Below are 25,738 nucleotides of genomic sequence, written 5' to 3' on the forward strand. Positions count from 1 at the left end.
GGTTCCAGGCTTTCCGCCGACCATGCGCAAAGCTGGCCGATCCGTCCAGCCGCCCGTCCCGTGAAAAACGCCGCGGCAGCCAATCAATGAAAAAGGCCGCCCTGAGAGGCGGCCCTTTTTATATAAATCAAATGTTTATAGCGCAGACGTGATCTGCAGCTCGTTGTTGCCGTCAAGCGCGTAGACGTCGTCGCGGAACTGCACGACGCCCGGACCGGTCGACCAGGCCGAGAGATAGAGGAAGTGGACCGGCACCGGATTGGTGACCTGGATCGGCGTGTTTTCACCGGTCTTGATCGCCGCCTCGAAATGCTGGCGATCCCAGCCGGGCGTGTCGCGTAGGATCCAGGTGACGAGGTCGCGCACATTCTGCACGCGCACGCAGCCCGAGGAATCGAAACGCAACATCTTGCCGAACAGGCTCTGCTGCGGTGTATCGTGCATGTAGACGCCGTCAGGGCTCGGGAAATTGATCTTCACCGAGGCCATGGCGTTTTCCGAGCCGGGATCCTGGCGGAAACGGTACTTGGCGGCGTCGTCGGTCGACCAATCCACATTCATGGGATCGACTTCGCTGCCGTCCGGCGCGAACAGGCGGATGTGGCTGTTCTTGAGATAATCGGGATCTTTCCGCATCAGCGGAATGATGTCCTTGCGGACGATCGAGACGGGCGCGTTCCAGTATGGATTGACGATGATCTCGTTGATCTTGGAATTGACGATCGGCGTCTGCCGGTCGATCTTGCCGACGATCGCGGTGTGGCGAAGCACGACGCGGTCGTTCTCGACCGCTTCGACCTGCGCTGCCGGAATGTCGACCAGCACGTAACGGCTGCCCAGCGTGCCGGCCTTCTCGCGCAGCCGCTGCAGATTGGTCTGCAACTGGCCGAGCCGGATCTGCGCCGAAACGTTCATCGCCGCATAGGTGTATTTGCCGAGCGCACCATCGGCAGGCAGGCCATGGCGCAGCTGGAAACGCTTGACCGCCGAGTCGACATAGGAATCGAAGGCCGTCGAAATGCCGGCACTCTGCGACAGATCGCCGGAAACCATCAGCCGCTTGCGCAACGGCACCACATCGGGATCATCGACGCCAAGCTGCAGCTTCTTGGTCGCGGGAACCTCGACCCAGCCACCCTGCCCGACAATGTTCTGGTATTGCCCGACCGCCTGTTCCGTGAAGGCGACGGTCTGCGGGCTGAAGATCGGCAGCGTCGAGGCCACCTTGCCGCCCTCGCTGGCGCGGGCGTCGAACTGGTCGTCCCAATTGCCGCGCGCTGAGGATTTCAGGATATCACCGATCACATCTTGCGCATTGGCGCCGCCGGCGACCACCGCTGCTGCGAGCGCGGAGGCTCCGGAGAGGAAAAAACGACGGCTGGTTCTCATGGACGTTCCAGACATTTGTAGCAGTTCGATCACTTGCTGCGTTGATCACCGGGCGATCTCGCCCGCACTGTAAAATTGGCAATCTTAACAATTAGCCAACCATGCTCCGTATCACCTTGGTGTGACAGCGCCCAGGCGCGATACGGATTGCGGGTGAACGCATGGTCTTCACACCAGCATCACTGCCACTCTCGGTTCCATTGGAATATGGCGGCAACGTGGCCTTGGCCCGCGATTTGCATCGGGCGCCGCAGCGAAATGAAAGGCCCGTGCTTTTTCGGTATCGATCGGCATCCTTGATCGCGTCAAGCAGACGGCGGTTCGGCCGCTCCACGAGACGCGCTGCCTATCCTCACGATCCCTCAGTGTGAGGTTTCAACCTTTGGGCCCGGACCTGGCTTCGCCTTCAATTCCGAACATCGTTGCAACACCTCATGCTGGGGGTAGCGCAGGACTTTGTTGTCCTCGAGTTTGAGCAGCAGCTCCCGCCTCTTGTCTGTGCTCTCGCCGTCCGTACACGTCATATCCAGGATGACGACATCCAGGCGGTTGATCTTCTGAACCTTGTCCAACGTGCAGCGGACCTCCCACATCTCCATTGCTTTGTCGGTAAACGTCACTATCGAGTCATTGTTGTCACAGGGCTCGCTGCCTTCCCCAGCGAAAGAATCCTTCCACCATTCCTCGGCAAAAGCCGTTTGCGAGACCAACAAAAGCACTGCGGCAACCGAGCAAATCTTCGAGCGTTTTCCCTCACCCATAACGCGCCCCTCCAGGCCGTGACATTAGGCACTGCTGCAGCGAAAGCAAACCTGGCCGGATATTTGGGCTTTGGGATCAGGAAAAGAAAAGGCCGATGCCTCTCGGCACCGGCCCTGACTGAAGGTCGATATTTCGGCCGCGCTTCTGTGGCGCGGGCCGGATCCGATGCGGCGCCTTACATCCGGTAGGCGATGGTGTCGTTCCAGAAGCGGTCGAGCCGCTGCAAAGCGCGGTTCATCTGCTTGAACTCGTCGGTGTTGATGCCGCCGACCTGTTCGATCGAGCCGACATGACGCTCGTAGAGGCCGGCAACGACCTCCGCCACCTCGTTGCCCTTCGGCGTCAGCGAGACACGGACCGAACGGCGGTCGATGCGCGAGCGCTGGTGGTTGATGAAGCCGAGATCGACCAGCTTCTTCAGATTGTAGGAGACGTTCGAGCCGAGATAGTAGCCACGCGAGCGCAGCTCGCCGGCGGTCAGCTCGGAATTGCCGATATTGAACAGCAGCAGCGCCTGGATGGCATTGATGTCGGAACGGCCGTTGCGGTCGAATTCGTCCTTGATCACATCAAGCAGGCGGCGGTGCAGCCGCTCAACAAGCTGCAGCGATTCCATGTACAGGGAACGGATAGCCTCGCGGCGATCGTCGGATACGTTGGCGGTCTTCGCCGCCGGACGCGAATTGATCATTGTCTTTGCCTCTCGTTTGTCGCCCTGGTGATTTTTTGTTTTTCACCTTGATCGCGACACTATCGAATACTCATAAAATTCGACTTAAACGCTAGGGCTAACAAGAGCTTACCGGTAAGAGGTTTCGCAAGAGGCTTAACGAACGGTCACCCGAGCAAGGATAATTAACCTAAAGATTTCGGCAACGATTGCGGGGCTCATTCGAGGCGACAGCGGGGCCGCCAATGTGCTCAAGGGCTTAGTGGCGGACCGGGCGCTTCTGCAGGTAGATGACGACGCGGAAGACGATGTAGAGGACAGCCACCGCCGCATGCGAGACGACAATCAGCAAGCGATGGCCGAATAGCTCGGGAAAGCCGGCATACATGACCGTCTCGGTCACCGCGCAAATGAACCAGATCACCGGGCCCCAGGACGCCAGCATCCACAGGCCGGCAGCGGCAAAGGGGAAGAACACGGCGAGCACCACCGCCGCGACCTGCCAGTGCACGGGCATCAGGTCGAACCGCCACAGCGTACCCGGATAAAAGCCGATCAACCTGATCCAGTAGAGAATGCCGAACAGCAGGCAGTAGCCCGATATGACGCGCTGGAACCAGGCGAAGATCACCTCCACCCCGGAGGGCTGCAGCACGACGCGCCTCGAGGTCACCTCGCTCATATCAAGAGTTCCCGTTCGCCGAGCGGAGCGAAATAGGCATCGACATCCGCTTCGCTGACCGCAGCGAGGCTTGCCGGCCGCCATTGCGGCTTCGAGCCCTTGTCGATGATGGCGGCGCGGATACCTTCGTAGAAATCATGGCCGGCGAGCATCCGGTTGAGGATGCGGAACTCCATTTTCATGCAGGCTTCCATGGACAGCGTCAGTCCGGCGCTGATCTGCCGCCAGGCGACGCGCAGGCTGGTCGGCGAGCGGGTGCGGATCGTCGCCAGTGTCTTTGCCGCGAACTCGTCGGCGGCGGCCGCACGCTCGAGGCTGTCGATGACGCGGTTCAGGGACGGTTGCGAAAAATGGCGAACAATCGCCTCCAGCGTCGGCCTGTCGGTTTCTCGCCTTGCCTGCACGAAGAAGCCGCGCAGCACCGATTCCGGATCGCCGGTCAGCGCCAGGCGGTCGAGGAAGCCAGCCTGGTCCTCGGCCTTGATGGTATGGGTGGCCAGCCCCGACCACAGCGCATCGCCATAGCGGATGCGATTGCCGGTCAGCGCCAGATACATACCGAAGGAGCCGCCGAGGTCAGGCAGCAGGTGGCTGGCGCCAACATCCGGAAAGAAGCCGATGCCGACTTCCGGCATGGCAAATTGGGCATTCTCGGTCATCACCCGGTGCGAGCCGTGGAAGGAGATGCCGACACCACCGCCCATGACGATGCCGTCAATCAGGGCCACGTAAGGTTTCCTATAACTGTTGATGCGGGCGTTGAGGCGATATTCGTCGGCGAAGAACTCGACCGGCGGTTTTCCCGCCCGGCCTGTCTCATAGACATGCAGGATATCGCCGCCGGCCGAAAAGGCCCTGCCCTCTGCCTTGACGACGATGACGTCGATGCCCTGGTCGGCCTCCCAGGCGGAAAGAGCAGCGTCGAGCGCCCCGATCATGCGGTGCGTCAAGGCATTGAGCGCCTGCGGCCGCGTCAAGGTGACGACGCCGGCCCGGCCCAGATGTTCGAAGCGGATCTCGTCGCCTCCGCCAAAATCCATCGTGAAGAATCCCTCCCCCGGCCGCCGGGACTGAAGTGCTAAAGCGTGGCGCATGGGTGCGTCAATGGCGAGCACACCGGTGCAAGCTCTGGCCCGGACCAGGAGCCGGTACTAAAAATCGAGCTGCAATACTGAAAAACTGGATAGAGTTCATTGCAGCGCAGCTCTGGCGGGTCTTCGAACGGGACGATTGGTTATGACTCGATTTTCACGCTTTGCGCCGGTGGCAATTGGGCTGAGCATCTGCTTGGCTGTTCACCCTGTCATGGCGGGGACTTTGGAAGATCTCTACAGTTCGCAGACCATCGTCAACGGCAAGTCCGAGAAGAACCGCCAGTCCGGCTTCAAGCGCTGTCTCGACGCGGTTCTGGTGCGGATTTCCGGTGATCAGCGCCTGCCGGCGAAACCTGAAATGACGGTATTGCGTGATAAGGCGGGCAGCTTCGTCGCTGGCTTTCGCTACCGCGACCGCATGGAAGGCATTCCCAACCATGACGATCAAGGCACCTACGACCGGCCTCACAACCTTTACTGCCAGTACAAGCCTGAAGTGATCGACCCGGTGCTTGCTTCGCTCGGCAGCAGGCCATGGCTGACCGCGCGGCCACGGCTGGCGGTGTTTTTGGCGACGGAGCGCGGAACAATGCATTACGCGCTCGATGCCGATGGCGACCGTGGCATGCCGATGCGCGAATCGTTCGGCAATGCCGCCGTACCGCTGGCCATGCAGGTGGCTTTTCCCACGGCAGCACAGCTGGCGCAGGCCGGATTGGACGATCGGGCGCTTCGCAATGCCCAGATGACAAAGCTCGACACACTCGCGAAGAAGGCCGGCGCCGACCAAGCGCTTTCCGGCAGTCTCATCTGGAGCGACAAGGAACTGGGCTGGATCGCCGACTGGCGGCTGGCCATGGCCGGCAAGACCTACATCTGGCAGGTGCGCGGTGTCGGCTTCGACGAGGCTTTCCGTGTCGCCATCAGGGGCGCAGCACAGATTCTGTCAGGCAATGGGCAACCCGAATAGACCTCGACCGCGTCGCTGGCACAATCGTGCCGCATTGGTCAGCGGCGGGAGCTCGTGGTAAAAGCCTGCCCGAACGAGAGTATTGGCGATGAACAAATTCACCCCCGCAAAGCCCGCCGGCGCGCGCGGCGTCGACGAGATCACCGGCAGCCGCCGTCTGCGCCGCATGCGCAAGGCCGACTGGTCGCGCCGCCTCGTGCAGGAGAACCGGCTCACGGTCGACGACCTGATCTGGCCGATCTTCGTCGTCGAGGGCAAGGGTGTCCGCGAGCCGATCGCCGCCATGCCCGGCGTCTTCCGCCTGTCGATCGATCTCGCCGTCAAGGAGGCCGAGCGCGCGGCAAAACTCGGCATTCCGGCACTCGCCACCTTCCCCAATGTCGACATCTCGCTGCGCGACCAGACCGGCTCGCATATCCTCGATCCCAACAATGTCATCAACCGCGCCACCCGTGCGATCAAGGATGCGGTGCCGGAGATCGGCATCATCACCGACGCAGCGCTCGACCCGTTCACCAGCCACGGCCATGACGGCATCCTGCGCGACGGCATCATCGTCAACGACGAGACAGTGGAACAGGTGACCGCCGCTGCTGTCATCCAGGCGGCCGCCGGTGCCGACATCATCGCGCCGTCCGACATGATGGACGGCCGCATCGGCGCCATCCGGGACGCGCTTGACGCCAATGGTTTCCAGGATGTGGCGATCATGTCCTATGCGACCAAATTCGCTTCGGCCTTCTACGGCCCCTATCGCGAGGCGGTGGGCACCGCCGGCCTGCTCAAGGGCGACAAGAAGACCTATTACATCGACCATGCCAATTCCGACGAAGCGGTGAGAGAGGCCGAACAGGACATTGCCGAGGGCGCCGACATGCTGATGGTCAAGCCCGGCCTGCCCTATCTCGACATCATCCGACGGCTGAAAGACGAGTTCCAGATGCCGACCTTCGCCTACCAGGTGTCGGGCGAATATTCGATGATCAAGGCGGCAGGCGCCAATGGCTGGATCGACGGCGAGAAGGCAATGCTGGAATCGCTGCTCGCCTTCAAGCGCGCCGGCTGCGACGGCATCTTGACCTATTTCGCGCCCGAAGTGGCGGAACTGCTGAAGGGATAGCCGACATTGCTGCGAAGGCTGGGCAAGCATTTCAGATCATTGTTTGTCCCCGTGCCACGCGGCGACACTGCTACGCCCGGCTATCACGCCTACGTCACGCTCCATGACTGGATTGTGCCGAGCCTAAAACTGTCAAACGCTATCGGGCAGCTTTCGGACAAACATAAATCCGCGGTCGAGGCGATATGGGCAGAGCTGGAGAGCGGCCTCGCCGGCTGGAGGACGAAGCATCTGATTCTGGCAGCGGATATTGCCACTGAAGTCCGGGATAGCGTATCGGCGCCTGACCGCGCTGATACGGTCGTCTCCATTCTCGTCGACCAGTCCGGATCGATGCGCGGCCAGAAAATGCTGTACGCGGCTGCTTCAGTCGACATTGCACAGGAGTTTCTGCGGACACTCGGCATAAAGGTCGATATCCTTGGGTTCACCACGCGCAATTGGCGCGGTGGGGAATCGCGGCGCATCTGGAATGAAGATGGCCGGCCCAAAAATCCGGGAAGGCTGAACGACCTGCTGCACATTATCTACCGGCAGGCCGACGACAGCCGTCAGAGCAGTTTGGGTCATGTTCTCAAGCCGATGTTACGGCCGGACCTTCCCAAGGAGAACATCGACGGCGAAGCCATCGAGTGGGCCGTTGGGCGTCTGCGAGAACGACCCGAGGCCCGTAAGGTTCTGCTTGTTGTCTCAGACGGAGCACCCGTTGACGACGCCACGCTGCTGGCAAATGGAGCGCACTATCTCCAAGACCATATTTTGCAGGTGATTGGGCAGGTTGAGGCAGCCGGAGATATCGAATTGCTGGCCGTTGGTCTGGGCTTTGCCGTCGACCGATACTACCGGACGTCGGCGCATTGCGAGGCGCCCGACGAGCTTGCCGGGACGGTGTTGTCCCTCTTGCGGGACCATTTGATCGCTAAACGGGACAGTAAAGTCGAGTTGAGCTGACAAGGCTGCACCCCGCCTTTCGTACCCCAGCGTTGCAGGTCCGCTACGTTGGGAGATTGCTGCCGCCAGAAAACTGCTTGCAATTAAAAACCAGTTTGATACAAAACAACTGCTTGCAAAGTACAACTGGTTATCGGGGAGGCTCGCATGTCCAAACTTCGCGTCAACGCTTTCACCCTGTCGCTCGACGGCTATGGCGCCGGTCCCGATCAGGATCTGCAAAATCCTCTCGGCCTCGGTGGGGAATCCTTGCACAAGTGGTTTGTCGACACCCGCACCTTCCGTGAGATGGTGCTCGGACAAGATGGCGGCACCACCGACGTCAACGAGGCGTTCGCGGCGCGCAGCTTCGAAAATGTCGGCGCCTGGATCCTCGGCCGAAACATGTTCGGACCGATCCGCGGCGAGTGGCCTGACGACAGCTGGAAGGGCTGGTGGGGCGACAACCCGCCGTACCACGTGCCGGTTTTCGTGCTGACCCACCACAAGCGAGCGCCGATCACGATGGAGGGCGGGACGACCTTCCATTTCGTCACCGACGGCATCCATTCGGCGCTCGAACAGGCAAGAGCGGGCGCTGGCGGCAAGGACGTGCGGGTCGGCGGCGGCGTCGCCACCATCCGGCAATATCTGCAGGAAAAACTGATCGACGAGATGCATCTGGCGATCGCGCGGTGCTGCTGGGCACGGGCGAGAACCTTTTTACCGGCCTCGACATGCTCAAGCTCGGTTATGTCTGCAACGAGCAGGTGGCGACGCCGCTCGCCACGCACGTCATCATCAAGCGGGCGTAGGTGGAGAGCCAATCTCCCCCCTCGAGGGGGAGATTGCAGCTTCGTCTATCTCAATACTTCTCCGGCACGTAAAGCTCGCGCGGCAGCACTTGGCGTTCGTATTCGGGGTTGAAGACGCGCTCCGGCAGCGTGATCTCCTCGTGCGGCACCTCCTCGTAGGGCAATTGCTTGAGCAGATGGTCGATGCAGTTCAGCCGCGCGCGCTTCTTGTCGTTGCCCTCGACGATGAACCAGGGCGCTTCCGAGATGTTGGTGCGGGCGAAGGTCTCTTCCTTGGCCTTGGTGTATTGCTCCCAGCGCACGCGCGACTGCAGGTCCATCGGCGACAGTTTCCACTGCTTCATCGGATCATGGATGCGCATCAGGAAGCGCATCTGCTGTTCCTCGTCGGTGATCGAGAACCAGTATTTGACCACGGTAATGCCCGAGCGGACCAGCATGCGCTCGAACTCCGGCACGTCGTGAAAGAATTCTTCGACCTGATCGGGCTGGGCAAAGCCCATCACCCGCTCGACGCCCGAGCGGTTGTACCATGAGCGGTCGAACAGCACGATCTCGCCGCCGGCCGGCAGATGCGGGACATAGCGCTGGAAATACCATTGCGACTTTTCGCGCTCGGTCGGCGCCGGCAGTGCCACGACACGGCAGATGCGCGGATTGAGCCGCTGGGTGATGCGCTTGATGACGCCGCCCTTGCCGGCCGAGTCGCGTCCCTCGAAGATCACCACCAGCTTCTTCTTGTGGTAGGCGACCCAGGACTGCAGCTTGATCAATTCGGACTGCAGGCTGATCAGGTCGCGAAAATATTGCATGCGATCGATCGAAGGCGGATGCGAATTCTTGTAGATCTTGGCGATCTCCATCGACAGCGCCGGCTCCGACATTTCGAGCTCATAGTCTTCGTCGAGCGTGTCGGCGAGTTCGGCTTCAAGCCAATCCCTGGCCGCAGAATTCTGTTTTAGCTCGGTCATTATCGGCTGCTCCACTTGCAAGCTCTGTCGATCGGCGCCCCAAACTCCCGGCTTACAGCCCGGAACGGCAACGCCTGAGCCGACTTCAATATAGGCCCGCAATGACGGTTTTATTGCAGCCTGACCTGATCGCCATCACTGCAAAAACCCGCGAGGCATGATCGATCCGCCGCCCTGGCATGGAGACATACCGCGCAAATTGTCCTACAAATAGCAGCCACATTCGGGCGCCCTTCCCAACCCCTTCTCAATGCAATCGCGAGGACCGACATGGAATACCGCACTCTCGGCCGTTCCGGCCTGAAAGTATCGACGCTGACCATGGGCACCATGACTTTCGGCGGCGCCGGCGCATTTTCGGCTGTCGGCAAGACCGACCTCGACGAGGCGCGCCGGATGATCGATCTCTGCATCGACGCCGGCATCAATGTCATCGACACTGCCAACGTCTATTCGAACGGCATTTCCGAAGAAATCATCGGCGAAGCGCTCGGCGGCAAGCGCAAGGGCGACGTGCTGATCGCCTCCAAGGCACGGATGCGGATCGGCAAAGGTCCGAACGATGAAGGCCTGTCGCGCCATCACCTGATCCGCGAATGCGAGAAGAGCTTGAAGCGGCTCAGGACAGACGTCATCGACATCTATTTCCTGCACGAATGGGATGGCGTGACACCGCTGGAGGAAACCATCGCCGCGCTCGATACGCTGGTTGCCCAGGGCAAGATCCGCTATGTCGGCTGCTCCAACTATTCCGGCTGGCAGGTGATGAAGGCGCTCGGCGTCAGCGACAGCCATCATCAGCCGCGCTTCGTTACGCAGCAGATCCACTACACGCTGGAAGCGCGCGAAGCGGAGTACGAACTGCTGCCGATTTCCGTCGACCAGGGATTGGGCGTTCTGGTCTGGAGCCCGCTTGCCGGCGGATTGCTGTCCGGCAAATACCGCCGCGACAGCCCCACCGCCCGCCAGCTTGCAGGCTGGTCGGAACCGCCGATCCGCGACGAGGACCGGCTGTGGCGGATCGTCGATGTGCTTGTCGAGATCGGCGCGCAGCGCGGCGTGTCGGCAGCGCAGGTGGCGCTGGCCTGGCTGCTTGGCCGGGCGGCCGTCAGTTCGCTGGTGATCGGCGGCAGGACGGAAACGCAGTTCCGGGACAACATCGCGGCGGCAAGCCTGGTGCTTTCCGGCGAGGAGCGCGAGCGCCTCGACGTGGTGAGCCGGCCGCCCTTGCTCTATCCCTACTGGCACCAGCAATTGACGGCAAAGGACCGGTTTGGCGCCGCCGATCTGGTGATTGACCGAAGCGGCATCTGATCGGCAAATCGACGGCGATAGGTATCGGCCGCCGCAATGATGAGCCTGGCCCCTTCATTGCAACGCGCATCTTGCAAGCCTGGCCATCATCGACGCACTATCGCTTCAGCTGTTGTGTTTGACGGCTAATGCTCCTAGGCAGGACCAGAGCCGCGAGGCAGTGAAAAGGAGCCGATATGGCGCGACCACCAAATTACGATCAGGAACGCAAGGAACGCGACCGCCAGAAGGCGGCCAAGAAGGCCGAGAAGCTGGCAGCCAAGGTTGCAGCGAGGGAACGTTCGAAGCCCGAAGACGAGACTGAAGCCGAAACCGAAACGGCAAAGTGACGGCAAACGGCCCGCAGATGCGGGCCGCGCCTCAATTCGGATTGCCGCCCCGGATGTCGCCTTGTGTCAGGCCGGCGCCTTGTCGCTGACGAACACGTCCACTTCGCGTGCTGCCGCGATGAAGGCGCGCCTGGCGTTCATCGCCGGCTTGTCGCCGGCGAGTGCGTCATGGCAGGCCTGCAGGGCCGCGCGATGCTTGGGGCTGCGCTTGCCGGGCCAGCTGTTGAGGAGGTAGTCGGAAGCCTCACGCGCCGTGCGCAAGAGCTGAGTGCTTCCCGCCGCGACTGACTTCACAGTCACAGGTGTTTCAAATCGGTTGTTTTCCATGGCCGCTCCTTACGCCATCGGCGTCTGCGAAGCGAGGCGAAAGTGCGCATACGTCCAGACGCCGCTTTGCGCCCCTTCATTCACTCTTAAGCAGCAACGACGGCAAAGCCTCTGGCGCGAAGACCGCGCCGATCGTTGGCGAGCGACGTCACCAGCCGGTCGCGGCTGCCGACGATGTGGACCGAGAGCAGGCGCGCGGCTTCATCGGCGTCGCCAAGGCGCGTGGCCGCCAGAATGGCGCGATGTTCAGCCCAGGCGCGGGCAAGAGCCGCTTCGTCGCGAACCTCCAGCCAGCGCGCCCGCGACAGGCGCGTCATGGCATCGCGGACCGCCCTAAACAGGAATTCGTTGCCGGACAGACGCGCCAGTTCGATGTGGAAATCCATGCCGACACGATGCCATTCCTCGCGCGGCGTGTCGTTGTCGCAGGACTCGAGCATCGCCTCGATGACATCGACGGCGCTCCGGTCCGCCAGGCTGCATGTCAGGCGAAGTGCCGCAACCTCGACTGCTTCCCTATAGACGGCGATCTGCTCGAGTTCAGCCAGATTGATGGGCGACACCGTCCAGCCGCGCCCGTCCCTACCAACCAGGCCCTCGGTCTCAAGCCGCAGCAGTGCTGCCCTGACCGGGGTTCGCGACGCGCCGAAGCGGCTCTCGATCCAGCGCTCGGTCAGCTTCTCGCCGGGACCGATCTCGAGGCCCAGGATCATTTGCCGAAGCTGTTTCTCGACGCTCTGCATCTGCGACATTTTTGCTCCCGGTTTCCGGTCGTTATGGCTTCGGACCGTTTGACGACGATCACATTTGAGGTTGCATTGACAGCGGCCAAGCTTGCGTCCATGACGTGCACCATCTTGGTATCCCAATTTGGTATCCGCAGCAACCATCGATAAAGAGTTGCTGGGACAGGACATATGACATGCAGCAGCAGAGCACGCCCCCGGCAACCGACAGCACCTACAACATTCACTGGCGGCGCAATCTGTTCGTGTGCTTTGCCGGATCGTTTTCGACGCTTGTCGCCATGACGCTGCTGCTGCCGTTCCTGCCGCTCTATATCGAGCAGCTCGGCGCCGAGGGCCACGCGGCGATCGTGCAATGGTCGGGGATTGCCTATGGCGCGACGTTCTTCGCGGCGGCGCTGGTGGCGCCGCTCTGGGGACGTCTCGGCGACCGCTACGGCCGCAAGGTGATGCTGGTTCGCGCCAGCTTCGGCATGGCCATATGCATGTCGCTGACCGGCATGGTGCAGACGGTCTGGCAGCTGGTGCTGCTGCGGCTGCTGATTGGGTTTGCCGGCGGCTATTCCTCGGGATCGACCATCCTCGTCGCCATGCAAACACCCAAGGAGCGTTCCGGCCGGGCGCTGGGCCTGCTGTCGGCCGGTATCACGGGTGGGGCTCTGGTCGGTCCGCTGGTTGGCGGCGCCCTGCCGCCGCTGATCGGCATCCGCGCCACCTTTCTCCTCTCCGGCGGCGTCATCTTCCTGGCGTTCCTGGCAACCACGTTTCTGATCAAGGAGAATCCCCGGCCGAAAACAGCGGACGCCGCAGCGACGCAGAAGCGGAAAGGCGGCTGGTCACAAATCCCCGACAAGCGGCCTGTCGTCGCCATGCTGGCGACCGGCATGCTGTTGAGCTTCGCCACCATGTCGATCGAGCCGATCATCACCGTCTATGTGCAGCAGTTGATTGCGGACCAAAGCCGTGTGACGCTGATATCAGGCGTCGTCATGTCGGCGGCGGCCCTTGGCGCCATCCTGTCGGCCTCGCGTCTCGGCAAGCTCGCCGACCGCATCGGCCACTGGAACGTCATCATCGGCGCGCTTGCCGTCTCGGCGCTGCTGCTGATCCCGCAGGCCTTCGTCACGCAAAGCTGGCAACTCATCGGCCTGCGCTTCCTGATGGGCCTGGCGCTGGGCGGGCTCTTGCCGTGCATCACCAGCGTTATCCGTCACAATGTGCCTGACGGCGTCGGCGGCAACGTGCTCGGGTTGTCGATTTCCGCCCAGTATGTCGGGCAGGTCGCCGGCCCCCTGCTGGGCGGCTTTGCCGGTGGTCATTTCGGCATGCGCTCGGTGTTTCTGGGCACATCCGTCTTGATGGCGGGGGGCGCGGTGTATAACTGGCTCGCACAGTCGCGCCGCGAGCAGGACATGCTCGCCAAAGCCGGCAAGTCCTGACGGGATTGGGCATCCCCCTGATATCACGGAGCCATGGACATGAGCACGGCCGAACGACCTTCCGACAACAGCGGCCGTATCCTCGTCCTGGCCGGCGGCCTGTGCGGCGGCGCCGGCGTGGCGCTGTCGGCCGCGGCAGCGCATCTGGGCGGCGCCTTCGTCGGCACCGCCGCATCCTTCCTGCTGATGCATGCGCCGGTCTTCCTTGCCGCCGGATTGCTTGGCGCGAACCGGATGCTGCGCATCGGCAGCCTGATCCTGCTGGTCGGGCTCCTGCTGTTCTGTGGCGATCTGCTGGCCCGCGATTTCATCGGGTCGCGACTGTTCCCGCTGTCGGCGCCGATCGGCGGCACGCTACTCATTGCCGGCTGGCTGGCGATCGCTGCCTCGGCGCTGGTGCGCGTGCGTCCCTGACGCCTCGGCGCGCCCGCCGGCATCAAACGTCAAAGCGTGGCTTGCTAGTCTTGCCGACGTTCGGGCTTGATGAGCAATTCGCGATTGCGTCGCCGCAGCTTGGCCAACCAGCGCTCTTGCGGCCTTTTGGAAGCCGGCGCGATGCCCCAATAGTTGCGGTAGATGTCTTCGAACAGATAGCTAACGGGATGCATGATGTGCTTCCTTTAGATTCTTGAATCGATCCAATCGACAGGCGCGAAAACCGACCCCGCTCAGCTCCGCTTGCGCTCCACATGGAACCGCAACTCGCGAACCCATGGGCTGGCTTTGCCGCGGCGCTTCTGCGTCGTGGTGTTCGACGAGATGCTCCAGTCGTTGCGGTAAATGTCTTCGAACAGAAAATTGACGGGATGCATGGCACAACTCCCCTGAATATCTTGAATCGATCCAATTCAAAGAATCATCGCTCACTTGGATCGATTCAAATATACGCCTTGGCGAGGCTGCGATCAAGTCAAAATTTGAACCGATCCAACGAAAGTGTTAGATGGGAGGAATTCAGGAGACGAAGATGGCGCCATTTATCTCTACAAAGACAAGACCGGTCCGGCTGGCGGACATTGCCAAGGCGGCCGGCGTGTCGCACGGCACCGCGTCCAACGTGTTCGCCCGTCCGGAGATCGTGCGTGAGGAGGTCCGCGAGCGGGTCAAGGCGGCAGCCGAGGCCATGGGATATGGCGGCCCCGATCCCAAGGGCCGGCTGCTGCGCGCCGGCAAGGTCAATGCCATCGGCGTCGCGACCGCGGAACCCCTCTCCTATTTCTTCGACGACCCCTTTGCCCGGGTGATGATGGCCAGCATCTCGCAGGCTTGCGACGCGACCGGTGCGGGGATTTCGCTGGTCTCCGCAGCCAACAACGAACAGCTTGCCTGGAACATACAGAGTGCGCTGGTCGACGGTTTCATCGTCTTTTGCGTCGATGGCGGTTCAAGGCTGGTCGAACTGGCGCGTGAACGCAAACTCCCCTTTGTCGCGCTCGATCTCGATTCGGACGACGACGACGCCGTTGCAGCGATCGGCGTCGACAACATCGCCGGGGCTGGCCTGGCGGCCCGCCACCTGACCGAACTCGGACATCGCCGCTTTGCCGTGCTTGCCCTGCCCGTCGCGGACTCCGGCTTCGGCCCCACCACAAGGGAGCAGATGGAGAAGGCCCTCTATTCCGGGACGCGCGACCGCCTGCGTGGCTATTTCGCGGAACTCTCCCGCGTCGACATCGACGTCGAGCGTGTGCCGATCTACGAAACCGTCAATGACGAGGAAAGCGTGCGGGCCGGCCTCGATCATATTTTCGCCGGCGCCGAGACCCCGACCGCCATCCTGGCTATGTCAGACAGGATGGCCTTGCATGCATTGGACTGGCTGCGGCAGCGTGGCATCACGGTACCCGGCGACGTTTCGATCGTCGGCTTCGACGGTGTTCCGGAAGGAGCGGTTTCCAGTCCGCCGCTGACCACGATCGTCCAGCCGATCGCCGAGATGGGCCGTCTTGCCGTCAAGGCGATCCTTGAAAATGATGGCTCGTTCAGCCGGCAATCGCTGCCGGTCCAACTCGTGGTGCGAGCTTCATCCGGCCCCTCGCCCGCCTAAGCTCAACGGCCCATTCTTGTCGCCATGGTCGGCATCGCGAAGGATGCAGCATGGACGGGCGGTGCGGCGTGAGCCGGCCTGCTTTTGGCGGACCAGCCAAGTCCCGAAAGCCATTCGAGATAGTAGGCAAGCGCGAACTGCATGACGATGCCGGCCGATATCAACAGGCTGTCATAGGCAAATCCGCCCGGATTGATCAGCTTCAGCACCTGCGCCGCCATCGCGAGCACCGTGCCGGCAATGAAAACCGGCAACGATCGTTTGCCCAATATGGCAAGCGGATGATCGCGCCCGGTGCGAAACAGGTTCGAGATGGCGGGGAATGCCACGATCAGGTAGCTCACCGCCAATATATGCAGCAGCCTCGGCAGCGACAGAAATGTCTTGTCGAAGCCGGTCAGCACCGGAGGCAGGCCCAACCAGGAGATATGCCCCCAAAGCGGGCTGTGCACCCAGACCAGCGCGGTTGCGGTGTAGGCCAAGGCAGCGCCAACCAGCCAGCGATTGACCGGGATGGTACCGCCGCGACGCACATGCAATGCACCTGCCAGGCCGATGTTGAAAAGGAACTGCCACGACAGCGGGTTGAGAAACCAGAAGCCGGGCTCGGGATAGTTGGGCGGAGCAATTTGATAAACCCCCGCGACCAGCCACAGGGCGCCGGAGGCGACCAGTGCCAAGACCGGCCGATAGCTGACAATGAGCAGGAACACCGGCGTCAGCAAGAGCAGCACCGCATAGACGGGCAGTATGTTGTTGTAGCCGAGTTGGTGGCCGAGCGTCACGATGCCGATCAGCACCTGCGGCGTATTCTTGATCAACGGCTCGATGTTGATCATCGTCAAAAGCTCCGGCCGCCTGGCAAACACCGCCGCGGCGCAGAACATGGCCATCACCACCATGGTGGTGACGATGTGGGTGGCATAAAGCACACCGGCGCGGCGCAACATCTTCAGGGTTGCCAGCAGCCGGTTTCCGGGCTCGAATTTCCTGCCATAGGCGAGCGCGACCGAAATGCCGGAGATCAGCACGAAGACTTCCGCCGCATCGGAAAAGCCGAAATTCTTGTAGGTCAGATACTCGAAGGCGGTACCTGGCACATGGTCGACAAAGATTGTCAGCAGAGCGAGAGCGCGGAACACATCTATGCGCGTGTCGCGCTCAGTGCGATCGGGGACACGCGCATCGCGGTCCGAGACACGCGAATCGCGGTCCGGGGAAATCTGGGTGGTCATCGACAAAAAGGCCTCAAAGCTGGTTGTTCATGCCGGGCAATGCGACCCCCGGCGCACCGCTTCGATTCCTCCCGAAGGAATGTTATCGGCGGAGAAACGGACTGTAATGCGCCCGGTTCAATCAACTTTCGCGGAGCTTGAAAATATTGCGTTTTGAAGCCGGCAAATTGAGCGAAACCTCATATAATCAAGAGGATGCGCGATGATCGAAGAGACCTCACAAGATGGTGCGCTGCGGCGTGATCTGGCCTTCAGCTACCGGCTTTACAGCCCGGCGGATTCAACCGGCGAATGTCTCTTCCTGCTGCATGGATCGGGTGTCGACGAGACGACATTGGTGCCGCTGGCACGAGAGATCGCACCGCGGGCCAAGCTGATCGCGGTGCGTGGCCGCATTGTCCAGGGGGATGGTTTCCGCTGGTTCGCGCGCATCACGCCGACGCGCTTCGAACAGCACAGCATCCGCACCGAGACCGATGCCTTTGCGGGCTTCGTCGCCGACGCGGCCACACGCCACCATCTCGATCTCTCACGCGCGACGTTCCTCGGCTATTCGAACGGCGCCAATCTGGTTTCAAGCCTGATGCTGCTGCATCCGGAGCTCGTCGAGCGCGCCGCGCTGCTGCGGCCGATGCCGGTGCTCGATCACGTGCCGGCGACGGATTTGTCAAAGGTGCGCGTCCTGATGATCGCCGGCGCCGCGGATCTCACCTATTCGCCCTTCGCCCCTGCTCTGGTGACATTGCTCAGCCAGCATGGCGCCGAGATCGACGCCCGGATTGTCCCATCAGGTCATGAATTCGGCAGCGCCGACGCCGCAATCGTCAGACAATGGCTGTCGGGATCCGCGGCGGTGGCGCAGGCAAGCTGACAGGCTCGCCGCCACGACCAGCCGGCCTACCCTCGTCCCATCCTGTTCCAGGCGTCCAGCCCTGCAATCTTGTAGGCTTCGGCGAGCGTCGGATAGTTGAAGGTGTTGTTGACGAAGAAGTCGACGGTGCCGCCGAGATTGATCACCGCCTGGCCGATGTGGATGAGCTCGGTGGCGCCCTCGCCGATGATGTGCGCGCCGAGCAGACGGCGCGTTTCGACCGAGAACAACAGTTTCAGGAAGCCGGTGTTGACGCCCATGATATGGCCGCGCGAGGTCTCGCGAAAGCGCGCCACGCCGATCTCATAGGCCGCACCGCTTTCACGCACCTGTTCCTCGGACTGGCCGACCGTCGAGATTTCCGGCACCGCATAGATGCCATAGGGGAATGTTTCCGGTGGCGGCGGCAACGGCACGCCGAAGGCATGGCAGGCCGCCACCCGGCCCTGCTCCATCGACGTCGAGGCCAGGCTCGGAAAGCCGATGACGTCGCCGGCGGCGTAGATGTTGGGCACGCTGGTCTGGAAGGATTGCGGGTCGACCTTGATACGCCCTCTGGAGTCGGCATCGATGCCGACGACATCCAGACCCAGGTTGCCGACATTGCCGGTGCGGCCGGCGGCGTAGAGCACGACCTCTGAACGAATGGTGCGGCCATCGGCCAGTTCCACTTCGGCGGTGTCCGGCTTGGAGCGGATTTCCTTCACCGCGCTGCCCAGCCGAATGGTCATGCCGCGATCGCGCATCTGGTGGATGAAATCGTCGACGATCTCGCGGTCGACGAAATCGAGGATGGAGTTGCGCGGCTCGACCAAGGTTACCGGCACGTCGAGCGCGGAAAAGATCGTTGCATATTCGACCCCGATGACGCCGGCGCCGATCACCGTCAGCGTGCGCGGCAAGCGGTCGAGTTCCAGCATCTCGTCGCTGTCGAAGATTCGGGTCTTGTCGAAAGGCACATCGCGCGGCCGGTGCGGCCTGGTGCCGACCGCGATCAGCGCATTGGCAAAACCGACCTCGCTGTAATCGCCGGTGTCGGTGGTCAGGCTGACCTTGTTGGGGCCAAGGAATTTCACCGCCGCCCGGGCGCTCTTGACCGTGTTGCGCATGAACTGGTGCTGCAGCACCTCGACCTCATGGTCGAGCGTCTTATGCAGGCGCTCGACCAGATCGCCGACCGAGATATCCTGCTTGACCCGGTAGCCGCGCCCGTAGAAGCCGCGCTCACGCCAACCCGAAAGGTTGAGCACCGTTTCGCGCAGCGTTTTCGACGGGATGGTGCCGGTATGCACCGAGACACCGCCCAGACGCCGGCCGCGATCGACCACCAGCACCGATTTGCCGAGCTTGGCCGACTGCACCGCGGCCCGGCGACCGGAAGGGCCGCTGCCGATGACCAGCATGTCGTAATCCATATTGCCCCGTCCCCTGCCATGGGCGCTTTTGCTGCGCCGCAGCAAGCTAATGCTATCCGCGCCGCAAATTCAACCGGTTCAGATTGCGCCTGGCGCCTTGAAGGCCGGCGCACCGCAAGAAGCCCGATCTTGATTCCGCCACAGGCCTTCACCATTTCATGGCTGAGCGGTCCGCACCCTATGTCGGACCTTGTTACGAGGAAATGACATGAACGCGCGCGTTCTCGACGGCGAAATCATCACCAGCAGGCTCGACGATGTCAGGGCCTATGACGGCGTACGCACGAAGCGCATCCTGGCCTTCGTGATCGACTATGTCATCGTGGCGCTGCTCACCATCCCGTTTGCCATTCTGGTGTTCTTCCTTGGGCTTTTGACCCTCGGTCTTGGCTGGATGCTGTTCGGCGTCCTGGTACCGACTGTGGCCATCCTCTACATCTGGAACACGCTGGGCAGCACCGACCAGGCCACCACGGGCATGAAGATGATGGGCATCCGGCTCGACCGGCTCGACGGCAGGCCGATCGACGGCCTCACCGCGGTCGTCCATTCGGTGCTGTTCTGGGCCGGCAACGTCATCCTGTCGCCGCTCGTCCTGCTGGTGACGCTGTTCTCCGACCGCAAGCGCACCTTGCACGATCTTCTGCTTGGCACGGTCGTCAGCCGCACGGACCGCTGAAACGGCCCTCTGAAGAGCAGTCGCAACCGATTGAGCACAAATGTGAAGGCGTCGAGTCGACCACGCCCACATAATCCTGTTGAATTTTTCGCCATCCGCGCCAAAGGTAGAGCGATTCGAAGGAGTGTTTCCAAGGCTCGATGACGCAGCATCCGACCCAGTCGCCGCAGTTCTTCCTGACCGCGCCGTCGCCGTGCCCCTATCTCGACGGCCAGTTCGAGCGCAAGGTGTTCACGCACCTGGTTGGCGACAAGGCGGCGGAGATGAACGACCTCTTGACGCAAGGCGGCTTCCGGCGTTCGCAGAACATCGCCTACAGGCCGGCCTGCGAGACCTGCCGCGCCTGCGTTTCGGTACGCATCCTCGCCCAGGAATTCGTCGCCAGCCGCAATATGAAGCGCGTGCTGCAGCACAATTCCGACCTCGTCGGCCACATGCACAATGCCGAGCCTTCGACCGAACAATATTCCCTGTTCCGCAGCTATCTCGATGCCCGCCACCGCCGTGGCGGCATGTCCGACATGACGGTGCTCGACTATGCGATGATGGTCGAGGATACCCATGTCGACACCAAGGTGATCGAGTATCGGCGGCGTGGACCAGACACGTTCATCACCGGCAAAGGACAGGGCGAGCTGATCGCGGTGGCGCTCACCGACAAGATGGCCGACGGCCTGTCGATGGTCTATTCCTACTTCAATCCCGATTTCGAGGAACGGTCGCTCGGCACGTTCATGATCCTCGACCACATCGCCCGCGCCAGGGCGATGGGCCTGCCCCATGTCTATCTCGGCTACTGGGTCAACGGTTCGCGCAAGATGAATTATAAGATGCGCTTCATGCCGCAGGAGCATCTCGGCCCGAAGGGCTGGGAGCGCTACACCAACGAAGCGGTCGCGCGCTGATTAGTCTTTCCCAAGTCCGGGCTTAACATTTTTCAATCGAGACGATGCTGGTCTTTCCGCTGGTTGGCGGAGAGCGTGCGATTGCGCCGGTCCGCCATCCTCTCCCGAATTCATTGTGAAAGTCGCTGCATGTCGTCTCACGATACTCACACCAAAGGACTTCTGCTCACCGCATTTGGCGGGTTGACGCTGACCGTGGACATCCCGCTGATCCGGCTCGCCCACGGCGAGGCGTGGACAATCTTGCTGCTGCGCACCGGCTGCACCTTGGCCGCGGCACTGATCATGTGGACCATCTGGCGCTCGTTCAGCAAGAATGCGCCGCAGCTGATACCTGGCTGGTCGGGCCTGATCGTTGCCGCGATCTACGGGCTCGGCGCGATTGCGTTCATCACAGGCGTCTATAACACCTCGACCGCCAACCTGGTGTTCATCCTGGCCTTCACAACCATGTTCGCCGCGCTGCTTTCATGGGTGTTCCTGAAGGAGCGGCCGCGGCCGCTGACCCTTGCGGCATTGGCCATGATGATTGTCGGCGTCGTCATCATCGTCGGCGATTCCGTTGGCACCGGACATCTGTTCGGCGACCTGATGGCGTTGTGTTCGGCCTTCCTGATCGCCTGCGCCATCACCATCTCGCGCGCCAGCGGCAAGGATATGGGCTTTACCTCACTGATCGGCGTCGTCCTGCCCTTCGGGCTGGCGGCGTTCATGGTCTCCAACACCGGCTTTCAGGTGGAGGCGCCCTGGTGGATCATCCTCAACGGCGCCGTCGTCATGCCGATAGCGTTCTTCTGCCTTGCCGCCGGGCCGAAATACATTTCGGGCCCTGAAGTGGCGATGTTCTACCTGCTCGAAACCGTGCTGGCGCCGGTCTGGGTGTGGATGATCTTTGCCGAAACACCGACGCGCAACAGCCTGATCGGCGGCGCGATCCTGATCGTCACGCTGATCGCGCATTCGCTGTGGCAGCTTCACGAGGGACGCAAGCGGCGTGGCGACCTTGCGGTGCAACATCCGGTCTAAGGCGCGTTGAGATCAGGCGCTGGCCTTCTTCGCCACGTCGGGTTCCGGCAGGACCTCGATTTGCGGACCGGCTTCGATTTCGGCTGGCGAGCCCGGGACGACTTCATCGGCCATTTCCACCTCGCGAAGCCATTCGCGCCAGATCGCGACCAGCAGGGCCATCAGCACCGGGCCGATGAACAGACCGAGAAACCCCATGGTCTTGACGCCGCCGATCAGGCCGAAAAACGTCGGCAGGAAGGGCAGTTTTATCGGCCCGCCGACGAGCTTCGGGCGCAGTGTCTTGTCGACGATGAACAGTTCGACCGCACCCCAGAGGAACAGTGCCAGCCCGGCCATCGGCGAGCCGCTGGCGGCCAGATAGATCGAGACCAGCGTGAACGACAGTGGCGCACCGCCAGGGATCAGCGCCATGACGCCGGTCAAGGCGCCAAGCGTGACCGGCGACGGCACGCCGGCCAGCCAGTAGGCGATGCCCAGCACCAGGCCTTCGCCGATGGCGATCACGGTCATGCCGGTCACGGTCGACGAGATCGTCGCGGGCACGACGCGCGAAATCCGTTCCCATCTGGTCGGCAGGATGCGTTCGCCGAGACGGTCGACCTGGCCGGCAAAATGCTCGCCGTCGCGATAGGCGAAGAACAACGCGATCATCATGAACAACAATGTCAGGAGCAAGCCGAAAGCGCTGCCGCCGGCGGCCAGCACACCGCGATAGATGCTGCCGATGTTAGCGCCGCTGACCAGCTGGATCAGTTCACCAATGCCGCCGGGATGGCCGAAATTGGTCGTCCACTGCTGGTTCAGCCACTCGCCCACGACAGGCATGGTGGCGATCCAGTGCGGTGTCACCGCGCCATGACGGTTGGTCTCGATCGCCCAGGCGACCCATTCGCGGACCTCGTTGATCGCATAGGTGCCGGCGAGCGCGATCGGGATCACCAGGAAGGCTAAGATAAAGAGGATGGCTAAGGTCGCGGCGATGGTGCGGTTGCCACTGACCGCGACAAGCAGGCGGCGGTAAAGCGGCCAGCTTGCGAAAGCGATGACGAGCGCCGCCAGCACCGGAAACAGGAAGCCGTGGAAGAAATAAACGCCGGCGGCGACGATCAGCACCAGCAGCCAGCGCGCCGCCGACAGCGGCGGGATGACGGCGGACCTGAGCGGCGTCGACAGGCCGAACAGGCGTTGCTGCCGTTCCGGTTTCTGGATTTTTGCTTCCTTCAAACGCCTGGCTCTCCCAAACACCCCTCCTGTCTATGCACTGATATAGTGCAGCAATCGTGACGATAGTCCAAATGATTGGGGATCTCCCCCCTCGAGGGGGAGATGGCCGGCAGGCCAGAGGGGGTCGCCGCGCGTGAAGCGCTAACCTCCTCTGCCGGCGAAGGAAGTCGCGTCCAGTCGTGCCGACCCCCTCTGTCGCCTTTGGCGACATCTCCCCCTCAAGGGGGGAGATTAGCAGCGCTACCCAAATTTCCCCGTCCTCGGGAATCCCTTCGGCACCATCCGTCCGGCCGACGCGCGGGCACCGATCCACTCGGCCAGTTCCTCGCGCGACCTTGTGAAGGTGCGGTCGGCCGAATCCTGCCAGGAGAGGCCGGTCTCCAGCGTGAACGGTTTGAGATCGAGAAGGCCGCCATCCTTGTATTTCTGCAGCCGCACGCCCTTGCCGCGGCCCATCTCCGGAATCTCGGCGAGCGCGAACACCAGCATCTTGCGATTCTCGCCGACGATGGCGAGATGGTCGCCGGTGACCGGGATGCAGCGCTTGGCTTCGTCCGGCGCCTTGACGTTCATCACCTGCTTGCCCTTGCGGGTGTTGGCGACGACTTCCTCCTCCGGCACGATGAAACCGTTGGCGTCGTGCGAGGCCAGCAGCAGCTTGCGCTTCGGATCGTGAACGAAGGCGGTGACGATGTCCTGGTCATTGTCCATATCGACGATGATGCGGATCGGCTCGCCATGGCCGCGCCCGCCAGGCAGCCGGTCGGCGCCGATGGTGTAGAACTTGCCGCCGGTGGTGAAGACCAGAACCTTGTCGGTGGTCTGGGCATGGAAGGCGAGCTTGAGGCTGTCGCCCTCCTTGAAGGTCAGCGTCGAGAGATCGGCCAGATGCCCCTTCATCGCCCGCAGCCAGCCCTTTTCCGACACGACGACCGTGACCGGCTCGCGCTCGATCATGGCATGTGCGATGTCGGTCAGATCATGCTCGGGCGCGTCGGCGAACTGGGTGCGGCGCTTGCCGAGTTCGGTCTCCGGGCCGAACTTGTCGCGGATGTTGGTGACTTCCCATTTGATCGTCGCCCACTGCTTCTCGTTCGAAGCAAGCAGTGCCTCGATCTGCTTTTTCTCGGCGCTCAGGCCGTCGAATTCCTTGCGGATCTCGAATTCTTCAAGCTTGCGCAGAGCGCGCAGCCGCATATTGAGGATGGCTTCGGCCTGGGTGTCGGTGAGCGACCAGCGGGCCATCATCACCTGCTTTGGCTCATCCTCCTCGCGGATGATCCTGATCACCTCGTCGATGTTGAGGTAGGCGATCAGGTAGCCGGCAAGTATCTCCAGCCGTCGTTCGATCTCGCCAAGCCGATGTTTCGAGCGGCGGATCAAAACCTCGCGGCGATGCTCGAGCCACTCCTGCAGTACGCCCTTCAGCGACAGCACGTTGGGCACCTTGCCGCGCGACAGGACGTTCATGTTGAGCGGGAAGCGGCTTTCGAGCTCGGTCAGCTTGAACAACGATTCCATCAAGATGCCGGGATCGACCGAACGGCTCTTCGGCACCAGCACGACGCGGACGTCCTCGGCGCTTTCGTCCCTGATGTCCTCGAGCAGCGGCAGCTTGCGTGCCATCAGCAGTTCGGCGATCTTCTCGATCAGCCGCGCCTTCTGCACGCCGTAGGGGATTTCGGTGACGACGATGCTCCAGGTGCCCCTGCCCTGGTCCTCCTGGAACCACTTCGAGCGCACGCGAAAGCCACCGCGGCCGGTTTGATAGGCTTCGAGGATCGAGGCGCGGCTGTCGACGATGATGCCGCCGGTCGGAAAATCCGGCCCCTGGACAAACTCCATCAGCTTCGCCACCGGCGCGTCCCGGTCTTCGATCAGGTGAAGTGCGGCATCGCAAAGCTCGGCGGCGTTGTGGGGGGGGATCGATGTCGCCATGCCCACCGCGATGCCGGACGAGCCGTTGGCCAGCAGATTCGGAAAGGCGCCGGGCAAAACCACCGGCTCCTCGTCTTCTTCATTGTAGGTCGGCCGATAATCGACGGCATCCTCGGTGATGCCGGACAACAGTTCGGTCGCCACATCGGTCATGCGCGCTTCGGTGTAGCGCATGGCGGCGGCGTTATCACCGTCGATGTTGCCGAAATTGCCCTGCCCGTCGACCAGGGGATAGCGCATCGAAAAATCCTGCGCCAACCGCACCAGCGCGTCATAGATCGACTGGTCGCCATGCGGGTGGAACTTGCCCATCACCTCGCCGACGATGCGGGCGCATTTGGCAAAGCCCTGGTCGGGGTTAAGCCGCAGCAGACGCATGGCGTGCATGATGCGGCGATGGACCGGCTTCAGTCCGTCGCGCACATCGGGCAGTGCCCGGTGCATGATGGTCGACAGCGCATAGGCCAGATAGCGCTCTTCCAGCGCCTTCTTCAGATCGACCGGTTCGATATGATCGCCACCGCCATTTTCAGGCGGCAAAAGCCTTTTTCCCATGGGCTCGGACTAGCTGAGCGGGTGATTCGCGGCAAGAGCCCGACAGAGATACCGGCCCTTCTGCAACACGAAACCGCACCCCGGGGGATGTCGGCCAACATCAGCCTGTTACATGCGGGTTCTATGGCCAAGCGCGACGATATCCGGCTATCGGCTCTTCATGACAAATTCACCGGTTTGCGCAAAGACGGTGGGATCGGGTTTGCCTTTCATCGCGATTTTTGACCAATGTGCCGGGACACGCCTTTTTCCGGTCCAGTTCGTCACGGAATGGTGATGGCG

The 25,738-nt window shown here is 62.1% G+C and carries 27 protein-coding genes and 1 pseudogene; 14 read left to right on the forward strand and 14 right to left on the reverse strand.

The features are described from left to right. Nucleotides 1-135: 135 nt before the first annotated feature. From NKJ67_RS28405 to NKJ67_RS28425, 5 genes are all read right to left on the reverse strand, one after another. Nucleotides 136-1,389 carry a L,D-transpeptidase family protein gene (locus NKJ67_RS28405; protein WP_292563120.1) on the reverse strand — a complete coding sequence of 418 codons (1,254 nt, stop codon included), beginning with the start codon at nucleotides 1,387-1,389 and terminating at the stop codon, nucleotides 136-138. 362 nt (nucleotides 1,390-1,751) lie between these two features. Beyond that, nucleotides 1,752-2,150 (reverse strand): hypothetical protein, encoded by a 399-nt coding sequence (locus NKJ67_RS28410; RefSeq protein WP_128305709.1) that lies wholly within the window; start codon nucleotides 2,148-2,150, stop codon nucleotides 1,752-1,754. 176 nt (nucleotides 2,151-2,326) lie between these two features. Then, nucleotides 2,327-2,842, reverse strand: a complete 516-nt coding sequence (ldtR, locus tag NKJ67_RS28415; protein ID WP_008875359.1) for a transcriptional regulator LdtR — start codon at nucleotides 2,840-2,842, stop codon at nucleotides 2,327-2,329. Nucleotides 2,843-3,080: 238 nt separating this feature from the next. Then, nucleotides 3,081-3,503 carry a DUF6163 family protein gene (locus NKJ67_RS28420; RefSeq protein WP_023810222.1) on the reverse strand — a complete coding sequence of 141 codons (423 nt, stop codon included), beginning with the start codon at nucleotides 3,501-3,503 and terminating at the stop codon, nucleotides 3,081-3,083. Next, a complete protein-coding gene (locus NKJ67_RS28425; RefSeq protein ID WP_127288842.1) occupies nucleotides 3,500-4,543 on the reverse strand; it encodes an enoyl-CoA hydratase/isomerase family protein in 1,044 nt (347 codons plus the stop codon). The genes NKJ67_RS28420 and NKJ67_RS28425 overlap by 4 nt, the downstream gene beginning before the upstream one ends. 247 nt (nucleotides 4,544-4,790) lie before the next feature. Between NKJ67_RS28425 and NKJ67_RS28430 the strand changes: the two genes are divergently transcribed. The 4 genes and pseudogenes from NKJ67_RS28430 to NKJ67_RS28445 all read left to right on the forward strand — a co-directional run bounded on the left by NKJ67_RS28430 (nucleotide 4,791) and on the right by NKJ67_RS28445 (nucleotide 8,432). Continuing rightward, on the forward strand, nucleotides 4,791-5,567 hold the full coding sequence (locus NKJ67_RS28430) for a DUF8605 domain-containing protein (protein ID WP_352584490.1): 777 nt from the start codon (nucleotides 4,791-4,793) through the stop codon (nucleotides 5,565-5,567). 88 nt (nucleotides 5,568-5,655) lie between these two features. Next, complete coding sequence (hemB, locus tag NKJ67_RS28435) at nucleotides 5,656-6,687, forward strand: porphobilinogen synthase (protein ID WP_023810219.1); 1,032 nt, start codon at nucleotides 5,656-5,658, stop codon at nucleotides 6,685-6,687. A gap of 6 nt (nucleotides 6,688-6,693) precedes the next feature. Beyond that, nucleotides 6,694-7,638, forward strand: coding sequence for a cobaltochelatase CobT-related protein (locus NKJ67_RS28440; RefSeq protein WP_352556310.1), 945 nt, complete (start codon nucleotides 6,694-6,696; stop codon nucleotides 7,636-7,638). Nucleotides 7,639-7,785: 147 nt separating this feature from the next. Then, nucleotides 7,786-8,432 (forward strand): annotated as a pseudogene (locus tag NKJ67_RS28445) (dihydrofolate reductase family protein). Between the two features lie 50 nt (nucleotides 8,433-8,482). Here the strand turns inward: NKJ67_RS28445 and ppk2 are convergent. Next, complete coding sequence (ppk2, locus tag NKJ67_RS28450) at nucleotides 8,483-9,403, reverse strand: polyphosphate kinase 2 (protein WP_352584492.1); 921 nt, start codon at nucleotides 9,401-9,403, stop codon at nucleotides 8,483-8,485. Between the two features lie 270 nt (nucleotides 9,404-9,673). Between ppk2 and NKJ67_RS28455 the strand changes: the two genes are divergently transcribed. Both NKJ67_RS28455 and NKJ67_RS28460 read left to right on the forward strand, forming a co-directional pair. Beyond that, a complete protein-coding gene (locus NKJ67_RS28455) occupies nucleotides 9,674-10,717 on the forward strand; it encodes an aldo/keto reductase (RefSeq protein ID WP_352584494.1) in 1,044 nt (347 codons plus the stop codon). 176 nt (nucleotides 10,718-10,893) lie between these two features. Further along, on the forward strand, nucleotides 10,894-11,046 hold the full coding sequence (locus NKJ67_RS28460; protein ID WP_013532262.1) for a hypothetical protein: 153 nt from the start codon (nucleotides 10,894-10,896) through the stop codon (nucleotides 11,044-11,046). Between the two features lie 66 nt (nucleotides 11,047-11,112). Here the strand turns inward: NKJ67_RS28460 and NKJ67_RS28465 are convergent, their stop codons facing one another. Together NKJ67_RS28465 and NKJ67_RS28470 are read right to left on the reverse strand one after the other, a co-directional pair. Next, the gene (locus tag NKJ67_RS28465) at nucleotides 11,113-11,373 is read right to left on the reverse strand and encodes a DUF982 domain-containing protein (RefSeq protein WP_013532263.1); all 261 of its coding nucleotides are present in this window, start codon (nucleotides 11,371-11,373) and stop codon (nucleotides 11,113-11,115) included. 86 nt (nucleotides 11,374-11,459) lie between these two features. Then, a complete protein-coding gene (locus NKJ67_RS28470; RefSeq protein ID WP_128305704.1) occupies nucleotides 11,460-12,125 on the reverse strand; it encodes a GntR family transcriptional regulator in 666 nt (221 codons plus the stop codon). Nucleotides 12,126-12,295: 170 nt separating this feature from the next. Between NKJ67_RS28470 and NKJ67_RS28475 the strand changes: the two genes are divergently transcribed. Together NKJ67_RS28475 and NKJ67_RS28480 are read left to right on the forward strand one after the other, a co-directional pair. Then, nucleotides 12,296-13,558, forward strand: coding sequence for a multidrug efflux MFS transporter (locus NKJ67_RS28475; RefSeq protein ID WP_352584496.1), 1,263 nt, complete (start codon nucleotides 12,296-12,298; stop codon nucleotides 13,556-13,558). Nucleotides 13,559-13,597: 39 nt separating this feature from the next. Beyond that, the gene (locus tag NKJ67_RS28480; RefSeq protein WP_352584498.1) at nucleotides 13,598-13,972 is read left to right on the forward strand and encodes a DUF423 domain-containing protein; all 375 of its coding nucleotides are present in this window, start codon (nucleotides 13,598-13,600) and stop codon (nucleotides 13,970-13,972) included. Between the two features lie 44 nt (nucleotides 13,973-14,016). On the opposite strand, the gene NKJ67_RS28485 is transcribed toward NKJ67_RS28480, so the two are convergent. Together NKJ67_RS28485 and NKJ67_RS28490 are read right to left on the reverse strand one after the other, a co-directional pair. Beyond that, nucleotides 14,017-14,166, reverse strand: a complete 150-nt coding sequence (locus tag NKJ67_RS28485; protein ID WP_127288860.1) for a hypothetical protein — start codon at nucleotides 14,164-14,166, stop codon at nucleotides 14,017-14,019. Nucleotides 14,167-14,226: 60 nt separating this feature from the next. Then, nucleotides 14,227-14,370 (reverse strand): hypothetical protein, encoded by a 144-nt coding sequence (locus NKJ67_RS28490; protein WP_352584500.1) that lies wholly within the window; start codon nucleotides 14,368-14,370, stop codon nucleotides 14,227-14,229. Nucleotides 14,371-14,525: 155 nt separating this feature from the next. Between NKJ67_RS28490 and NKJ67_RS28495 the strand changes: the two genes are divergently transcribed. Then, nucleotides 14,526-15,605 (forward strand): LacI family DNA-binding transcriptional regulator, encoded by a 1,080-nt coding sequence (locus NKJ67_RS28495; protein ID WP_352584502.1) that lies wholly within the window; start codon nucleotides 14,526-14,528, stop codon nucleotides 15,603-15,605. Nucleotides 15,606-15,607: 2 nt separating this feature from the next. Here the strand turns inward: NKJ67_RS28495 and NKJ67_RS28500 are convergent, their stop codons facing one another. Continuing rightward, nucleotides 15,608-16,840 carry an OpgC family protein gene (locus NKJ67_RS28500; RefSeq protein WP_352584504.1) on the reverse strand — a complete coding sequence of 411 codons (1,233 nt, stop codon included), beginning with the start codon at nucleotides 16,838-16,840 and terminating at the stop codon, nucleotides 15,608-15,610. Between the two features lie 202 nt (nucleotides 16,841-17,042). Between NKJ67_RS28500 and NKJ67_RS28505 the strand changes: the two genes are divergently transcribed. After that, nucleotides 17,043-17,711, forward strand: coding sequence for an alpha/beta hydrolase (locus NKJ67_RS28505; RefSeq protein ID WP_352584506.1), 669 nt, complete (start codon nucleotides 17,043-17,045; stop codon nucleotides 17,709-17,711). A 26-nt stretch (nucleotides 17,712-17,737) separates the two neighbouring features. Here the strand turns inward: NKJ67_RS28505 and sthA are convergent, their stop codons facing one another. After that, nucleotides 17,738-19,126, reverse strand: a complete 1,389-nt coding sequence (gene sthA / locus NKJ67_RS28510; protein WP_352584508.1) for a Si-specific NAD(P)(+) transhydrogenase — start codon at nucleotides 19,124-19,126, stop codon at nucleotides 17,738-17,740. A gap of 208 nt (nucleotides 19,127-19,334) precedes the next feature. On the opposite strand from sthA, the gene NKJ67_RS28515 reads away from it, so the two are divergent. From NKJ67_RS28515 to NKJ67_RS28525, 3 genes are all read left to right on the forward strand, one after another. Continuing rightward, nucleotides 19,335-19,805, forward strand: a complete 471-nt coding sequence (locus tag NKJ67_RS28515; RefSeq protein ID WP_352584510.1) for an RDD family protein — start codon at nucleotides 19,335-19,337, stop codon at nucleotides 19,803-19,805. A 140-nt stretch (nucleotides 19,806-19,945) separates the two neighbouring features. Next, a complete protein-coding gene (locus tag NKJ67_RS28520; protein ID WP_023810205.1) occupies nucleotides 19,946-20,710 on the forward strand; it encodes an arginyltransferase in 765 nt (254 codons plus the stop codon). Between the two features lie 129 nt (nucleotides 20,711-20,839). Next, nucleotides 20,840-21,736: a DMT family transporter gene (locus tag NKJ67_RS28525; protein ID WP_127267506.1), complete on the forward strand. Its 897-nt coding sequence runs from the start codon at nucleotides 20,840-20,842 to the stop codon at nucleotides 21,734-21,736. Nucleotides 21,737-21,748: 12 nt separating this feature from the next. Here NKJ67_RS28525 and NKJ67_RS28530 read toward each other — a convergent pair whose 3' ends face one another. Together NKJ67_RS28530 and parC are read right to left on the reverse strand one after the other, a co-directional pair. Further along, nucleotides 21,749-22,963, reverse strand: coding sequence for an AI-2E family transporter (locus NKJ67_RS28530; RefSeq protein ID WP_127267505.1), 1,215 nt, complete (start codon nucleotides 22,961-22,963; stop codon nucleotides 21,749-21,751). A 240-nt stretch (nucleotides 22,964-23,203) separates the two neighbouring features. Then, nucleotides 23,204-25,456 carry a DNA topoisomerase IV subunit A gene (gene parC, locus NKJ67_RS28535; RefSeq protein WP_352584513.1) on the reverse strand — a complete coding sequence of 751 codons (2,253 nt, stop codon included), beginning with the start codon at nucleotides 25,454-25,456 and terminating at the stop codon, nucleotides 23,204-23,206. Here parC and NKJ67_RS28540 point away from each other — a divergent pair. Then, nucleotides 25,412-25,681, forward strand: a complete 270-nt coding sequence (locus NKJ67_RS28540) for a hypothetical protein (protein WP_127258120.1) — start codon at nucleotides 25,412-25,414, stop codon at nucleotides 25,679-25,681. The two genes, parC and NKJ67_RS28540, sit on opposite strands and share 45 nt — an antisense overlap. Nucleotides 25,682-25,738 lie beyond the last annotated feature (57 nt).

The sequence above is a fragment of the Mesorhizobium sp. M0088 genome, from assembly GCF_040322895.1.
Lineage (GTDB): Bacteria > Pseudomonadota > Alphaproteobacteria > Rhizobiales > Rhizobiaceae > Mesorhizobium.